This is a genomic window from Pseudoxanthomonas sp. F37, assembly GCF_022965755.1.
Lineage (GTDB): Bacteria > Pseudomonadota > Gammaproteobacteria > Xanthomonadales > Xanthomonadaceae > Pseudoxanthomonas_A.
In genome coordinates, this window is sequence record NZ_CP095187.1 from 3674304 (window position 1) to 3690000 (window position 15697).

Below are 15697 nucleotides of genomic sequence, written 5' to 3' on the forward strand. Positions count from 1 at the left end.
CATGCCCCGATGGTCACCCGTCAAGCTGACATGACGGCGGTCCGGCGCCGGCTGCTGCGCTCGAAGCGCCAGCCCAGCAGCACGGCCGCGGCGGTCAGGCCCACGATCAGGCCCAGCCACATGCCCTGCGGGCCCCAGCCCAGCCCCAGGCCCAATCCGGCGCCCAGCGGCATGCCCAGACCCCAGTACGACACCACCGCCAGCCACATGGGCACGCGGGTGTCCTTCAGCCCGCGCAGCGCGCCGGCCGACAGCACCTGGATGCCGTCGGGGAACTGGAACGCCGCCGCGAACAACAGCAGGGTGCCGGCCAGCCCGGCTACCGCCAAGTCGTCGGTGTACAGGGCCACCACCAGGTCGTGCCCCAGCAGCAGGAACAGCGCCGACATCGCCTGCGTGGCCAGCACGATGACATAACCCGCATGTGCGGCGCGGCGGATGCCGGCCACGTCGCCCGAACCGACCGCATGGCCCACGCGTACGGTAGTGGCCTCGGCCACGCCCATCGGCACCATGAAGCACAGCGCCGACACGTTGATGGCGATCTGGTGGGCGGCGGCGGGCGTGGCCCCCAGGCGTGCGATCAGCAGCGCGGTGACGATGAACAGGCTGCCTTCCATCAGCACCGTGATGCCGATCGGCAGGCCGGTGCGCAACAGCCGCATGATCGGCCCGCGGCGCGGCGGATCGAAGTGCGCGAACAGGTGCAGGTCGGCGAACCGCTTCGCGCGCGCCAGGTAGGTCGCGAACGCGATGGCCTGCAGCCACATGGTCAGCGCCGAGGCGATGCCCAGGCCGCCTGCGCCCAATTCCGGGAATCCCAGCTTGCCGAACGTCAGCACGTAGCCCACCGGGGCCAGCACCAGCAGGCCGCCGAAGCCGAGGATCATCGTGGGCAGCGTCCAGTGCGTGCCCTCGCTGAGATAGCGCATGCAGAAGTACAACGTCAGCGCCGGTACGCCCCAGCGGATGCCGTGCAGGAAGGCGGTGGCGCCGGGAATGATGTCGGGCGCGATGCCGAAGGCCGCCAGCGCCTGCGGCGCCACGCTGAGGAAGGCGAACATCAGCAGGCCCAGGCCCAGCGACAGCCACAGCGCCTGGCGGAACAGCGGCGCGATCTCGTCGCGCCGGTGGGCGCCATCGAGCTGCGAGACCGAGGCGGTCAGCGAGATCAGCGTGCCGATCGGCACCATCATCGGCAGCCACAGCAGCGCCGTGCCCACGGTCACCGCCGCCAGCGTGGCGGTGGCGTGGTGGCCGGCGATGACGTTGTCGACGAAGCCGATCAGGCCGGTGGACACGTGGCCCAGCACCAGCGGCAGGGCGAGCGTGGCCGTCGCGCGCACTTCCTGGCCGAAGCGCGGGCTCGGGGAGGGGGAAACAGACATGGGATCAACCACCGGACTGCGGCCGCGCGGTTTCGCGCTGGCACCGGGTCGCGGGAGGCCGGTATCTTACCCGCTCGCCACCTGCGCCACCCTAACGCCCCATGACCCCATCGCACGATGCCGTGCACGCCAGCGCGTGCGAGAACTGCCACACGCCGCTGCAGGGCGGGTTCTGCCACGTCTGCGGACAGAACGCACACAACCCGCTGCGCAGCTTCGGGCATGCGGTGGAGGAGGTGTTCGAATCGTTCTGGCACCTGGACGGCCGCATTTTCCGCACCCTGCGCACGCTGCTGTCGCCGGGCAGGCTGGCCAACGCCTACCTGGCCGGCCACCGGGCGCCATACGTGGCGCCGTTGCGGTTGTTCGTCATCCTGAGCGTGCTGACGTTCTTCGTGGGCAAGTTCGCCACTGGCAGCGGCGATATATTGAGCCCGCCCGCCGTCCCTGACGGCAAGGGCGGCACGACCGTGAAGGTGACCGGTACAGGGGACGGAGGCGTCGATTTCGACACCCTGACCGACCCCGACGAAGTGGTGAGCCTGCGCGACCGGACTATCGACGGGCTGCTGGCCGCCCGCGCCACCATTCCGCCGACGCTCGCTTTCGCGCGCGGACGGGTGGAAGACAACATCCGCGGCACCCAGGCGCGGGCGCGCGCGCGCATCGCCGAACTGCAGCCCGACCATCCGGCGCTGGCCCAACCCGACCGGATCCCGGAGAACGGGCCGATGCCCGACACCACCGGCTCGCTGTTCTCCCAGAACGGCAAGCCCTGGCATCCGGTCGACAATCCCGTGCGCGTGGCCTGGCTTCCTGAGTTCGGCAACCGCTGGTTGAACAAGAAGATCGCGCGCGCGCAGGACAACATCCCGCGCCTGCAGAAAGACCCGGAACTGTTCAAGAACGCCATGATGGGCGCCGTGCCGTCCGCGTTGTTCGTGCTGGTGCCGGTGTTCGCGCTGCTGTTGAAGCTGGCCTACATCGGCACAGGCCGGCTCTATCTGGAGCACCTGGTGGTGGCGCTCTACAGCCACGCCTACCTGTGCCTGTGCGTGCTGGCGTTCTTCCTGCTCTCCTTCATCGACGGCCTGCTGCCCGCGCAGGCGACCGTGGCGCGCGCGCCGGTGTGGCTGGCCGAATTGCTGGTCATGTTCTGGATGCCGGTCTACCTGTTCTGGATGCAGCAGCGCGTCTATCGCCAGCACCCGGTCCTCACGCTGGTTAAGTACCTCGCGCTGGGCATGCTGTACTTCATGCTGGTCGTCACGGCCATGGTGCTGCTGTCACTGACCAGCCTGGTGAACGCCTAGGAGGGCCGGACGCGCCTTTCAGGACGTACCCGGACCGTCGCGACCCGTCGATCGACTGCGCAATGCGTGGTGCGGCGGGTCCACGCCTGGCGGATCAGTCGTCCCGCGCTTCCCACGCTAGCGCTCCCGCCGTTGCCGCAACCACGCGCGACGCTGTCCCGCGGGCACGGCCAGCAGTTCTTGCCGGAACGCATCCCGATCCTGCGGCGGCAGCCGCTGCGCGAGCGCGGCCAGATCGTCGCGCTGCTCCGCATCCAGCTGTCGCAGGATCGCCAGCAAGCCATCGCGCTCGCCGGGCGGGACGTAAGCGAACAACGGCTGCAGGCGCGGCCAGTCGGCGCCCAGGTCCGGCCCCAACCGCCAGCCCTGTCGCTGCATCGCGTCCAGCATGCCGAACTGCGTGCGCAGCGCGGCCTGGTGTTCCGGCGGCAGCGCGGCGATCTCGCTGGCGGCGGCGCGCAACCGCGCGCGTTGCATCTCGTCCAGCGCGCGCCACGCGGCGTAGCGCGCGCGGCGGTCCTCGTGCTCGTGCCGCGGCAGCGCGTCCCAGGCCAGGCGACGCTGCTGCCACTCGGTTTGCGCCGTGGGCGACATGGCGGCCCAGCGGGTCGCGTGCGTTGCGTCCTGTGCGGGCAACACGCCGATGCTCGCCAACAGGGCGATGACGGCCATCGCGCGCATGGCAGTCGCCCGCCTGCGGTCAGCGCGCCGCATCGGCCGCGGCTCCTGCATCGGGGTTGGGCGCAGCGGTCGCCGACGTCGCGCCGGCACCGGCGACGTACCAGGCCAGAAAATCCGCTTCACGGGCGTATGCCTCGTCATCGGCATCGGCCAGGAGCGCGAAATCCCCATGGGCCTCGGCGGCGATCATGTTGTCTGCGCGCAAGGCGGGCGCCTCGGCCGCAGGCAGGGGTGCCGACGTGATGACCGGATCAGGCGGGAGCGCCGAGACCCCCTCTTCCGCGGCGGGAGCTCCTGTCGGCGTCGGTGCCGGCGGTGGCGCCTGCCCTTGCCACCACCACAGGGCCGCGCCCGCGGCGGCCAGCAGCAGGATCCCGGCCAGCAGGATCCACGGCCAGCGGCGCCGGGCATCGACAGTCCCGGACTCTGGCACCTTTACCGGCACCACGGCCGGCACGCGGACGCCGGCCAGGGCGTCCTCGCGCAGGCGGGCGAGCTTGGCCAGCCGGTCCGGCGGGAGCTCCCGCAGCTGCGCCTGGATCGCCTCGGCCACCGCACGCCACGCGGCCGCGTCGGGGTGGCCCAACGCATCGCGGGGGCAGGCGCGGGCCAGGGCATCGCGGTAGGCGGCGCCGTCGAGCCCCAGGGCGGCGGCAGCGTCGGCTTCCTGCAGGCCACCGGCCAGGCGCAGCAGCAGCGCCGCGCGATCGAGCGGCGCGGCCGCGGCCAGGGCGGACAGCGCGCCCGGCCATCGGGCGCCAGCGGTCGTCGTCCGCAACGGCGGTGCGGCGGCCAGCAGCGACCAGAAGCGGGCGGGCCAGTCCGCCATCGGCAGCGCCGCAGCGTTGCCGCGGAAGGCCCGCAAGGCAGCGGCCAGGGCGACATCGCCGTGGTCCGGATCGCCGCACTGGAGCTCGGCGAACACGGCGCCGCGGCGCTCGCAGCCACGCAGGAAGGCGGCCAGGGCGGCGGGGGCGGGAGAGGCGACGGTGTCTTGGGAGGCCATCATGGAACCGGTTGCGGATGGCCGATGATAGTCACCCATCCGGCCCATACGGACGCTTGACAGCGCGCCGGAATCTGCTCTCCCCGATGGCACAAGGGTTTCCACGAAACAACGTTGTGCACAGCGGTCATCGATCCGTCATCCGTGGCCGCTGACCCGCCCCCGGCGCCCATGTTTCATTTCGGTTTCACGATCAACTCATTGATTCTATTTGGAATTATGGCGCTGGCGTTTTTTTCGCCAACCTGACCCGGAGGCTTGCAGGACCGTCATTGCGCCGTGAAGCATTCGCGCCATGCACAGATTTATCCACAGCCCGTGTGGATAAACCGGAATCCCCTTTGGGGATCGGCACTTGCGTGATTTTCGTCAAGAATCTGACAGCAGATGGATGCAAATCCATGAGGCTGACCCCTGCCTTGGCAGGCCGATACACTGCACCCCGATGCCTCCCTTCCCGGTCTTCCATGTCGCCCTGCCCGTGCCGCTGCCACGGCTGTTCGACTACCTCCCCCCACCCGGCCATGTCGCCTCAGACAGGGACGTCGGCAAACGGGTGCAGGTGCTGTTCGGCAATCGCGCCCTCGTCGGCTTCATCGCCGGCTCCGGCCCGGCGGCGGACCCGGACCTGGCCTTGCGCCCGGTCGAAGCCATCCTGGATGCGGCCCCCCTGCTCCAGGGCGAACCGCTGGAATCGCTGCACTGGCTGGCCCGTTACACGCATGCCCCGCTGGGGGAGGTGGTGGCCACCGCCCTGCCGGCGCTGCTGCGCCAGGGCGAGCCACTGCCCGACACCCATGCCTGGCATTGGCGCCTGACCGAAGCCGGCCTTTCCGGGCGCGAGCGCCTGCGCGCAGGCAGCAGGCCCCGCCGGCTGGCCGACCTGCTGGCGCAGCATGGCGCCCTGGACGAAGACGTGCTGGACCTGCACGTGGACGCGGGTCGCGCCACCGCACGCGACCTGGGCAAGCGCGGGTTGGCGGAGCGCTTCGCGACCCTGCCTGCCGCCGTCGCTGCGTCGCCGCGGCCCGGTCCGGCACTCAACGACGAACAGCAGTCCGCCGCCGACGCGATCATCGGCACCACGGGGTTCGGCGCCCTCCTGCTTGACGGCGTGACCGGCAGCGGAAAGACCGAGGTCTATCTGCACGCCATCGCCGACTGCCTGCGCCGGGGACGCCAGGCACTGGTGCTGGTGCCCGAGATCGGCCTGACCCCGCAGACGCTGGCGCGCTTCCGCCAACGGTTGGGCGTGCCGGTGCATGCGCTGCATTCCGGCCTCAACGATGGCGAACGCGCCCGCACCTGGGCCGCCTGCCTGCGCGGCGAAGCGCGGGTGATCGTGGGCACACGCTCGGCGGTGTTCACGCCGCTGCCGGAGGCCGGGCTGATCGTGGTCGACGAGGAACACGACGGCAGCTACAAGCAACAGGACGGCATCCGCTACCACGCACGCGACTTCGCGCTGGTGCGCGGCAAGGCGCTGGACGTGCCGGTGGTGCTGGGCAGCGCCACGCCCTCGCTGGAAACGCTGCACAACGCGCGCAGCGGCCGCTATGCGCATTTGCGCCTGTCGCGGCGTGCCGGCGAGGCGCAGCCGCCCAGCGTGCGCGTGCTGGACATGCGCAAGCGCGCGCAGCAGGCGGGCCTGCTGTCGGACACGCTGCAGGCGATCGGCCAGGCGCTGGACGCTGGCGGGCAGGTGCTGGTGTTCAAGAACCGGCGCGGCTACGCGCCGGTCCTGCTGTGCCACGACTGCGGCTGGAGCGCGCACTGCAAGCGCTGCGACAGTCCCATGACGGTGCATGCGGGCGGCAGGCGGCTGCAATGCCACCACTGCGGCGCGCGGCAGGCGTCGCCCCCGGCCTGCCCCGATTGCGGCGGCCTGGCGCTGCAACCGCAGGGCATCGGCACCGAGCGGCTGGAGGAACTGCTGGCCGAACAGTTCGCAGACGTGCCGGTGCTGCGCGTGGATCGCGGCACCACGCAGAAGCGCGACGGCCTGGCGCAGCAACTGTCGAAGCTGGGCGAGATGCCCGGCATCCTGGTGGGCACGCAGATCCTGGCCAAGGGCCACGATCTGCCGCATCTCACCCGGGTGGCCGTGGTCGGCGTGGACGAGGGCCTGTTCTCCACCGATTTCCGCGCGGGCGAGAAACTGGCGCAGCAGCTGATCCAGGTGGCGGGACGCGCCGGCCGCGCGGGCAAGCGCGGCGACGTGTGGCTGCAGACGCATCATCCCGATCACCCGCTGCTGAACACGTTGATCAGCGGCGGTTACCACGCCTTCGCCGAAGCCGAACTGGAACAGCGCCGGATGGCCGGCTTTCCGCCTTTCGCGCACCTGGCGCTGCTGCGCGCCGAAGCGCAGCACGTCGATGCCGCGCAGCAGTTCCTGCAAGAGGCCAAGCGCGCATTGCGCGCGCACGACGCCGCGCTGGAGATGCACGGACCGCTGCCTGCGCCGATGCCGCGCCGTGCCGGCCTGCATCGCGTACAGCTGCTGCTGTCCTCGCCCGAGCGGCGCGCCCTGCATCGCGCGCTCGATCTGGCGTTGCCGGACATCCACGCCCTGCCGGAGGCGCGCCGCACGCGCTGGTCGCTCGATGTCGACCCCATGGACCTGTACTGATGACGCCCGCGTCGCGTGCCGGACTGACGCCCGCCCAACGCCTGCGCAGCATCTTCAGCGGTTAGGTCGGCAACCTGGTGGAGTGGTACGACGGGTACGTCTACGCGGCGTTCTGGCTGTACTTCGCCGAAGCGTTCTTTCCCGGTGGAGATCCGCGCCCTCGGCGTCGGCCTGCCCTATGCACTGACCCTCGCACTCTTCGGGGGAACGGCGGACATGGTCGCCCTGTGGTTCAAGAAGAACGGCATGGAGAGCGGCTTCTATGGGTACGTCACCGCCTGCATCGCCTGTTCCCTGCCGGTGTACCTGTGGATGCCGGACACGCGCGCCACCTCGCTGATCGACCGCGACCCGGACCGAGCGACCGCGGCAGGCCGCATGCGACAATCGTCCGCGGTTGGCCACGCACTTCGTGGCCGCGGGAGACGGCATGCAGGCAGCACACCATTTCGTCATCGTCGGCGGTGGATTCGCCGGCCTCTGGGCCACGCGTGCCCTGGCCTCCGCACCGGTGCGCATCACCCTGATCGACCGGCACAACCACCACCTGTTCCAGCCGCTGCTGTACCAGGTGGCCACTGCAGGATTGTCCGCGCCCGACATCGCCGCGCCGCTGCGCCACATCCTGCGCAGGCAGGCCAACGTGGAAGTGCGGCTGGCGCAGGTGGCCGCGATCGCGCCGGACGAGAAGCGGGTCGTGCTGGCCGACGGCACGATGATCGCCTACGACTCACTGCTGCTGGCCACGGGCGCGACGCATGCCTACTTCGGCCACGACGAGTGGGCGCCGCACGCTCCGGGCCTGAAGACGCTGGACGACGCACTGCAGCTGCGCCGCCATCTGCTGCTCGCCTTCGAGCGCGCGGAAGCCGAGACCGATCCGGAGAAGCGCGCCGCGTGGCTGAGCTTCGCCATCGTCGGCGGCGGACCGACCGGCGTCGAGCTCGCCGGCACGCTGGCCGAGATCGCCCGGCATACGCTGAGGAACGAGTTCCGCCGCATCGACCCGTCACAGGCGCGCGTGCGGCTGGTGGAGGGTGGGCCGCGTGTCCTGGCCTCGTTCCCCGCCGCGCTGTCGGAGCAGGCGCGCCAGCAGCTGGAGAAACTGGGCGTGGATGTCGTCACCGGCACCCCGGTCAGCGACATCACCGCCGATGGCTACCAGCTCGGCGACACGTTCGTTGCGGCGAAGACCGTGGTCTGGGCGGCAGGGGTGGCGGCATCGCCCCTGGCAAGCTCGCTCGGCGTGCCGCTGGATCGCGCCGGCCGCGTCATCGTGCAGCCGGACCTCAGCGTGCCGGGGCATCCGGACGTCTTCGTCGCCGGCGATCTGGCGGCGGTGGCCGCGGACGGGAAGCCGGTGCCCGGTGTGGCGCCGGCCGCCAAGCAGATGGGCCGGCACGTGGCGCAGGTGCTGCGCGCACGCCTGTCGGGCGGTGCGTCGCCCGGTGCGTTCCGCTACCGCGACTACGGCAATCTGGCCACCATCGGCCGCATGGCGGCCGTGGTGGATTTCGGCCGATTGAAGTTCTCCGGCCTGCTGGCGTGGTGGTTCTGGCTCACCGCGCACGTGTTCTTCCTGATCGGCTTCCGCAACCGCCTGGTGGTGCTGTTGAACTGGTTCTGGGCGTACTGGAGCTACCAGCGCGGCGCGCGCATCATCCTGGGCGGGGATCGCGAGGATCAGTCCGGGTCGACCCGGCAGGCGTAACAGCCCGGGCGCGCATTGTGGACGTGCAGGTAGGCGACGTCCGGCAGGGCAAGCAGGCGCCGCAGGTGGGGAAGCGCGTCGTTTCCGTCCACCACATCGGCATCGCGCATCAGCCCGCCCGCATCGTACGCGCGCAGCGACAGCAGGCGTCGCGGAAAGCTGGGCGGCAGCGTATCGCGGAACACCGCCGCAGGCTGCTGCATGGCGGCCTTGCGCACGTAGATGGGGCCGCTGGCGCGATAGGGGCCCGCCACGTCGTGGTGCAGGAACGGCAGCAGCAACAGCGTCTCGCCCTGGCGCGCGTCCTCCAGGGTGACGCGGCACGGAAAGCCCCGGTCGGCATCGGCGACGACGCGGCGGATGTTGCGCGCCGCCAGCGCCGCATCGTCGAGCGCGAACAACGGCCGGAAGGTGTCGGGCGACAGCCCGCGGATCACGAACGACATGGCATCAGGCTCCGGAAGACGGGAGGCCATGCTCGCGCCGCCCGCCGGGGCGGCGCTATCCGGATCTTGTGGGGCCCGGCCTAGTTCGAGTCCAGCGGATAACGCGTGCCGTCGGCCATGACCAGCTCACCCTCGCCGATGCGCTCGCGGTCGGCGTCGACGGTGATGAATTCGGCTTCCAGACGTCCCTGACCCTTGCTGCCCTTCAGGTCGAAGAAATAGCGTTCGCCCTCTGCCGACCAGGATGCGTCGCGATCGAAGACCGCCTCGCGGATGTCGCCGATGTGGCGTTGCACCACCGGGTGCGCCTGCATCGCCGCATTGGCCTGCAACACGAAGATGCCGTCCTGGCGCGCGAAGGTCTCGGGAACGTCCTCGTCGACCTGTTCGCCCGGGAACGGGGGTTCGCCCTCGAATGGCAGTTCGCGGCCATCGGCCAGCGTCAGCACGCCCTTGCCCAGGCGTTCGGTGTCCGCATCGACGGTGATGAACTCCGCCACGATCTGCCCGCGGCCCTTGTCGCCCACCAGTGCGAACGCGAACTCGTTGACGCCCTCGGCTTCGCCGGTGGCGGCCATGTCGAACTCGAAGGTCTGCAGCGTGCCGATGTACCGCTGCACCAGCGGGTAGCGCTGCACGGCCACGCGGGCCTGGCGGGTGAAGATGTTGTCCTGCATGTCGCCGAACAGGTCGTCGATGCCCGCGCCTTCGCCGGACGCCTCGTCATCGCCCGGCGGCTCGCCCTCGAATGGCAGCCGCCGGCCATCGGCTAGCGTCAACACGCCCTTGCCCAGGCGCTCGGTATCGGCATCGACGGTGATGAAATCGGCCTGCAGGCGTCCGCGCCCCTTGTCGCCCGCCACGTCGAACACGAAGGTGTTCATGCCGGGGGCGGCACCGGTAGCCTCGGTATCGATCTCGAACGTGGTGATCTGCCCGATGTACTGGCGGATCAGCGGATAGCGCTGTGCGGCTTCCTGTGCCTGCCGGGTGAAGAGGCCGGCGCCCACTTCGACATCCTCATCATGCTCATGGTCGTGCGCGTGGCCTTCTTCTGCCGCCAGCGCATCGGCGTCGCCCTCGATCACGTGCCGGGTGCCGTCAGCCATCACCAGCATGCCCGGCCCCAGCGCCTCCTGGGTGGCGCTGACGGTGATGAAACGCGCGGTGACGCGGCCCTTGCCGCGGCTTCCTTCCACGTCGAACACCAGCACGTCCGGGCCGGGTTCGTCCATGCTGGCCGCTTCGTCCAGCGTCACCTTGCGGATCGCGCCCAACTGCGCGGCCACGACCGGATCGACCTGCATCGCCGCGCGCGCCTGCGCATCGTATTCCTCGCGATCGATGCCGAAGCGGATGCCGCGCCCGGTCTGGCCGGACTTTTCGTTCGCGTTGTCCTGCGTACCCAGGGCGGCCATCGCGGGCGATGCCAGCAGGCTCCACGCCATCGCCACCGCACATCCGAACCTCGCCCACCGCCTGTTGCCCCACCCCATGCCCTACTCCTTTGCCGGTCTGCCGCCCAAGGCGGATCGCGGCGTAGTGGACCACACTTCCGCCGGACGATGAACACGCAAATGGAAAAGGCCCCTTGCGGGGCCTCTTCGAATACGACATCCGATGCGGATCAGGCGGCGAACAGGGCCTTCATCTTCTTCAGCGCATTGGCCTCGACCTGGCGCACGCGCTCGGCGGAGATGCCGTACTCGTCGGCGAGTTCCTGCAACGTGACCTTGCCCTCGCCATCCAGCCAGCGACGCTTGATGATGTCGCGCGACCGGTCATCCAGGTTGGCCAGGCCTTCGCGCAGCAGTTCCAGCTGGTTGTCTTCGCTGTCGGCGCGCTCGTACGCCTGCGACGGATCCTCGTCGCGCGCGACCAGATAGCTGGCCGGCGACGGAGGCGCATGTTCTTCGTCTTCATCCGACGGCGCGTCGAAGCCGATGTCGCGGCCGGACAGGCGCGCCTCCATCTCCATGACTTCCCGCTCGGACACGTTGAGGTCCTTGGCGATGGCGCTGACTTCTTCGGCGTTCATCCAGCCCAGGCGCGTCTTGGACTTGCGCAGGTTGAAGAACAGCTTGCGCTGGGCCTTGGTGGTGGCGACCTTGACGATGCGCCAGTTCTTCAGAATGAACTCGTGCATCTCGGCACGGATCCAGTGCACCGCGAAGCTCACCAGGCGTACGCCCATGTCGGGGTCGAAGCGCTTCACCGCCTTCATCAGGCCGATGTTGCCTTCCTGGATCAGGTCGCCCAGCGGCAGGCCGTAGCCGTTGTAGCCGCGGGCCACATGCACGACGAAACGCAGGTGCGAATGCACCAGTTCACGGGCCGCATCGAGGTCTTCCTCTTCGCGGTAACGCTGCGCCAGCGCGCGCTCGTCTTCGACCGTCAGCACCGGGATCTGGTGCACGGCGCTGATGTAGGCGTCGAGCGAGCCCAGGGCACTGGGGATCGGCAGGTTGTTGGCGACCAGGGCGGTAGTGGAGGTGTTCTGGCTCATGGGCAGGGATGGTAGCAGTCGGGGAGTTCGACTGCTAACCACATGGGAAGTTCCCCATTGTCCCAGCGCTGCAACAATGGCCCTCCCTCCCACTCAGCGCCAAAGCCCCTTCTCAATCAATGCCTTGGCGATGGACTGGCCGCGTAATGCGCGCCAGGTGGGCGTCCACCCCGGCGCGGGTCGAGCTGGCGTTCAGGTTCGAGCCCCCATCGGCACGACGACAGGGGGCCGCCGGCTGGCTTGGCGCGCCAGTACGCCCGCTGCCAGCGCGTCGGCGCCCGTGAGGTGGCAAGGGTGGAAGTCGGGCCGCAGGTAGTCCAGCAGATGCCGCAACGTGCGGCGCGCCATGCCATGGCCCGCACCCAGATGCCGGACCGCCTGCCCCCAGGTGGCCCTCCACCAGAGCCGGCGGTCCTGCGCCAACAGGGCCATCGCCAGCCCGGTCATCAGCAGGTAGAACAGCGTGCTCGTCGTGACCGCGCCGAGCAGACGCACCGGATAGCGGGGTGAAACCGCCTGCAGCAGATCGAAAGCGACCGCGCGGTGTTCGATCTCCTCCGCAAAGTGCCATTCCATGAGGTCGCGCATGCGCGGATCTGCGGAAGCCAGAATCGACTGGGACAGGAATTCGTATCCCAGGAAGGCATTGATGTGCTCGACGCAGCTGACCAGCGAAACCCGAAACCAAAGCGGCGCAAGACGGTCCATGGTCCGGAAGACCGAGCGGTCCACCATGCGCTCGAACCCGCGATAGGCGTAACCCTGCGCATCCAGGTTGTCCCAATAGCGCTTGTGCGCCACGCCGTGCTGCGCTTCCTGGCGGATGAAATCCTGGCAGCGACGACGCAATGCTTCGTCGCGCACATGCGGCAGGCATGCATTGAGCGTGCGGATATAGAACGCCTCGTTGGCGGGCACCAGGATGGTGTATGCATTCAGCAGCGAAGACACGAATTCGTTCCCCGGCAACCAGTGCCGGGGAATATCGACAGGCAACTCGGCGGCGAAGCGACGTGGCGTGATGCACTCGTCCATGTCGATACCCCCGTGCGCGTTACCCGCCATCTTCAATGGTCCGCGCCGTCACCCGTCCTGCGAACGATCGCGAGCGGCGTTTGCGCTCACCACTCGCCCCGCGGCTACTGTTCGGAGGCGTGGCTGGCGTCCTGCACCTGCCGCAGGACCCGCAACAGGTTGCCGCCCCAGATCTTCCTCACGTCGTCTTCCGAGTAGCCCGCCGCCAGCAGGGCCTGCGTAACCCGGGGCAGGGCAGCGACATCTTCCATGCCCACCACGCCGCCGCCGCCATCCCAGTCGGCTCCGATGCCGACATGATCGACGCCCGCGACGCGGATGATGTGCAGCAGGTGCGACATGTAGTCCTCGAAGGTCGCCCGCTTGACCGGGTACCGCGCTTCGATCGCGCGGCGCTCACTGAGGTAGGCCGCCGAGCGGGTGGCTGGCAGCCGCTCCTCCGGACCGAACCTCTCCGACAGGGATGCGAGCGCCGCCTCTCTCTCCGGCACCTTGGGGATGTCGACGAGGTAACCGCCATAAGCATTGACGTGGATGACGCCTCCCTTGGCGGCAAGCCGACGGATACGTGCATCGTCGATGTTGCGGGGATGGTCGTACACCGCGTCCGCGCTGGTGTGGGAAAGTACGATGGGCGCGCGTGAAAGGTCCAGCAGCTGATCGAACACCGCATCGCTCGCGTGCGAGGCGTCCAGCACGATGCCCAGCCGGTTCGCCTGCGCCACGAGTGCGCGCCCGGCAGGGCTCAGTCCGTTCCACTCCGCTCCCGCCGGATCCGTCGAGGAATCCCCGAAGTCGTTGTTGCGCACGTGGGTGATCCCCAGCATGCGCAGGCCAAGACGATGGTAGACATCCAGCAGAGTCGGGTCGCCCGCCAGCGGCGCGGCATTCTCCATGCTGATGAAGCTCACGCGCTTGCCTGCCGCCGCAATCCGCTCGGCATCCGCGGCCGTCAGCGCAAGCTCCATGTCGGAGGCGTGCGCCGCCAGCATCTCGCGAATGCTGAGCAGCCGCTCCAACCCGTGATCGCGCGCCGCGCGCTTGCCGGCTTCGTCACGCGTGCCCTGCGCCGTGTAGATGACCCAGAACCCGCCATCCAGGCCTCCCGCCTTCATCCGCGGCAGATCCACTTGCGACAGCTCGCCTTCGTGGCGATGGTCGTCGGCAATGCTCCAGCCGGGTCGGCGCAGGTTTGCCGGCGTATCCAGGTGGGTATCCAGCACCAGCGCGCCCTCATGTACGCGAGAGGCTTCCATGCGGGCGTCCATCGCCGCCATATCACCGCTTGCCAATGCCGCCAGCGTGGTCGCCAAGGCCAACAAAGTCCGCTTCATGCTTCGCCCCTGTGAGATGAACCTCGATTGTTGGCGAAAGCCCGGCAATAAAAAACCCCCGTCCTGTTGGACGGGGGTTTGGGGATAAAGCCCCTGGCGATGACCTACTCTTGCATGGCTTAAGCCACACTACCATCGGCGCGGCTGCGTTTCACTTCCGTGTTCGGGATGGGAACGGGTGGGACCACAGCGCTAATTTCACCAGGGAGAGGGTTGGAGCGTCGCCATCCAGGGAACGGATTAAGGCGCCAATCTCTCATAGGGTCTTGTGACGTAGCGGGCACTGGATTTTCTCTGACGATATCGTCGAGTCCAAGGCCACTTGAGGTTATATGGTCAAGCCGCACGGATCATTAGTATCAGTTAGCTCAATGGGTTGCCCCACTTACACACCTGACCTATCAACCACCTAGTCTTGATGGTTCCTTTAGGGGGCTTGTGCCCCGGGAGATCTCATCTTGAGGCGCGCTTCCCGCTTAGATGCTTTCAGCGGTTATCGCTTCCGAACATAGCTACCCGGCAATGCCACTGGCGTGACAACCGGAACACCAGAGGTTCGTCCACTCCGGTCCTCTCGTACTAGGAGCAGCCCCTCTCAAATCTCCAACGCCCATGGCAGATAGGGACCGAACTGTCTCACGACGTTCTGAACCCAGCTCGCGTACCACTTTAAATGGCGAACAGCCATACCCTTGGGACCGACTACAGCCCCAGGATGTGATGAGCCGACATCGAGGTGCCAAACACCGCCGTCGATATGAACTCTTGGGCGGTATCAGCCTGTTATCCCCGGAGTACCTTTTATCCGTTGAGCGATGGCCCTTCCATACAGAACCACCGGATCACTAAGTCCTACTTTCGTACCTGCTTGATCCGTCGATCTCGCAGTCAAGCACGCTTATGCCTTTGCACACAGTGCGCGATGTCCGACCGCGCTGAGCGTACCTTCGAGCTCCTCCGTTACTCTTTGGGAGGAGACCGCCCCAGTCAAACTACCCACCATACATGGTCCCCGATCCGGATTACGGACCTAGGTTAGAACGTCAAGCACATCAGGGTGGTATTTCAAGGTTGGCTCCGCCGAAGCTAGCGCCTCGGTTTCATAGCCTCCCACCTATCCTACACAGACGAACTCAACGTTCAATGTAAAGCTATAGTAAAGGTTCACGGGGTCTTTCCGTCTTGCCACGGGAACGCTGCATCTTCACAGCGATTTCAATTTCACTGAGTCTCGGGTGGAGACAGCGCCGCTGTCGTTACGCCATTCGTGCAGGTCGGAACTTACCCGACAAGGAATTTCGCTACCTTAGGACCGTTATAGTTACGGCCGCCGTTTACTGGGGCTTCGATCAAGAGCTTCGCCTTGCGGCTGACCCCATCAATTAACCTTCCAGCACCGGGCAGGCGTCACACCCTATACGTCCACTTTCGTGTTTGCAGAGTGCTGTGTTTTTGATAAACAGTCGCAGCGGCCTGGTTTCTGCGACCCCCCTCAGCTATAGCCCGCATGGGCCACCAAAGGGGGTGCACCTTCTCCCGAAGTTACGGTGCCATGTTGCCTAGTTCCTTCACCCGAGTTCTCTCAAGCGCCTGAGAATTCTCATCCTACCCACCTGTGTCGGTTTACGGTACGGTCTGCGTGAGC

Annotated in this window: 11 protein-coding genes and 2 rRNA genes (1 of these 13 running past the window's edge); 3 read left to right on the plus strand and 10 right to left on the minus strand. The window is 67.9% G+C overall.

The features are described 5' to 3' along the window. Positions 1-20: 20 nt before the first annotated feature. On the minus strand, positions 21-1388 hold the full coding sequence (locus MUU77_RS17120) for an MATE family efflux transporter (protein WP_245089488.1): 1368 nt from the start codon (positions 1386-1388) through the stop codon (positions 21-23). Between the two features lie 101 nt (positions 1389-1489). On the opposite strand from MUU77_RS17120, the gene MUU77_RS17125 reads away from it, so the two are divergent. After that, positions 1490-2701 (plus strand): DUF3667 domain-containing protein, encoded by a 1212-nt coding sequence (locus MUU77_RS17125; RefSeq protein WP_245089490.1) that lies wholly within the window; start codon positions 1490-1492, stop codon positions 2699-2701. 117 nt (positions 2702-2818) lie between these two features. Here MUU77_RS17125 and MUU77_RS17130 read toward each other — a convergent pair whose 3' ends face one another. Together MUU77_RS17130 and MUU77_RS17135 are read right to left on the minus strand one after the other, a co-directional pair. Then, complete coding sequence (locus tag MUU77_RS17130) at positions 2819-3382, minus strand: DUF3106 domain-containing protein (RefSeq protein ID WP_245089492.1); 564 nt, start codon at positions 3380-3382, stop codon at positions 2819-2821. A gap of 19 nt (positions 3383-3401) precedes the next feature. After that, positions 3402-4391, minus strand: coding sequence for a hypothetical protein (locus MUU77_RS17135; protein WP_245089495.1), 990 nt, complete (start codon positions 4389-4391; stop codon positions 3402-3404). 442 nt (positions 4392-4833) lie between these two features. Between MUU77_RS17135 and MUU77_RS17140 the strand changes: the two genes are divergently transcribed. Both MUU77_RS17140 and MUU77_RS17145 read left to right on the plus strand, forming a co-directional pair. Continuing rightward, positions 4834-7020: a primosomal protein N' gene (locus MUU77_RS17140; RefSeq protein WP_245089498.1), complete on the plus strand. Its 2187-nt coding sequence runs from the start codon at positions 4834-4836 to the stop codon at positions 7018-7020. Between the two features lie 430 nt (positions 7021-7450). Further along, positions 7451-8731, plus strand: a complete 1281-nt coding sequence (locus MUU77_RS17145) for an NAD(P)/FAD-dependent oxidoreductase (RefSeq protein WP_245089501.1) — start codon at positions 7451-7453, stop codon at positions 8729-8731. Here the strand turns inward: MUU77_RS17145 and MUU77_RS17150 are convergent. The 7 genes from MUU77_RS17150 to MUU77_RS17180 all read right to left on the minus strand — a co-directional run. Further along, positions 8704-9177 (minus strand): DUF1203 domain-containing protein, encoded by a 474-nt coding sequence (locus MUU77_RS17150; RefSeq protein ID WP_245089504.1) that lies wholly within the window; start codon positions 9175-9177, stop codon positions 8704-8706. The genes MUU77_RS17145 and MUU77_RS17150 overlap by 28 nt on opposite strands. Positions 9178-9257: 80 nt before the next feature. Beyond that, a complete protein-coding gene (locus MUU77_RS17155) occupies positions 9258-10673 on the minus strand; it encodes a hypothetical protein (RefSeq protein ID WP_245089507.1) in 1416 nt (471 codons plus the stop codon). Between the two features lie 131 nt (positions 10674-10804). After that, a complete protein-coding gene (gene rpoH / locus MUU77_RS17160) occupies positions 10805-11683 on the minus strand; it encodes an RNA polymerase sigma factor RpoH (RefSeq protein WP_245089510.1) in 879 nt (292 codons plus the stop codon). A gap of 192 nt (positions 11684-11875) precedes the next feature. Further along, positions 11876-12718 (minus strand): metal-dependent hydrolase, encoded by an 843-nt coding sequence (locus tag MUU77_RS17165; RefSeq protein ID WP_245089513.1) that lies wholly within the window; start codon positions 12716-12718, stop codon positions 11876-11878. Positions 12719-12822: 104 nt separating this feature from the next. Continuing rightward, entirely contained in the window at positions 12823-14052 is a 1230-nt protein-coding gene (locus MUU77_RS17170) for a dipeptidase (RefSeq protein WP_245089515.1), read from the minus strand. Positions 14053-14143: 91 nt separating this feature from the next. Next, positions 14144-14258, minus strand: a 5S ribosomal RNA gene (gene rrf, locus MUU77_RS17175). Between the two features lie 126 nt (positions 14259-14384). Continuing rightward, positions 14385-15697 (minus strand): 23S ribosomal RNA (locus tag MUU77_RS17180) (it continues 1566 nt past the right edge of the window).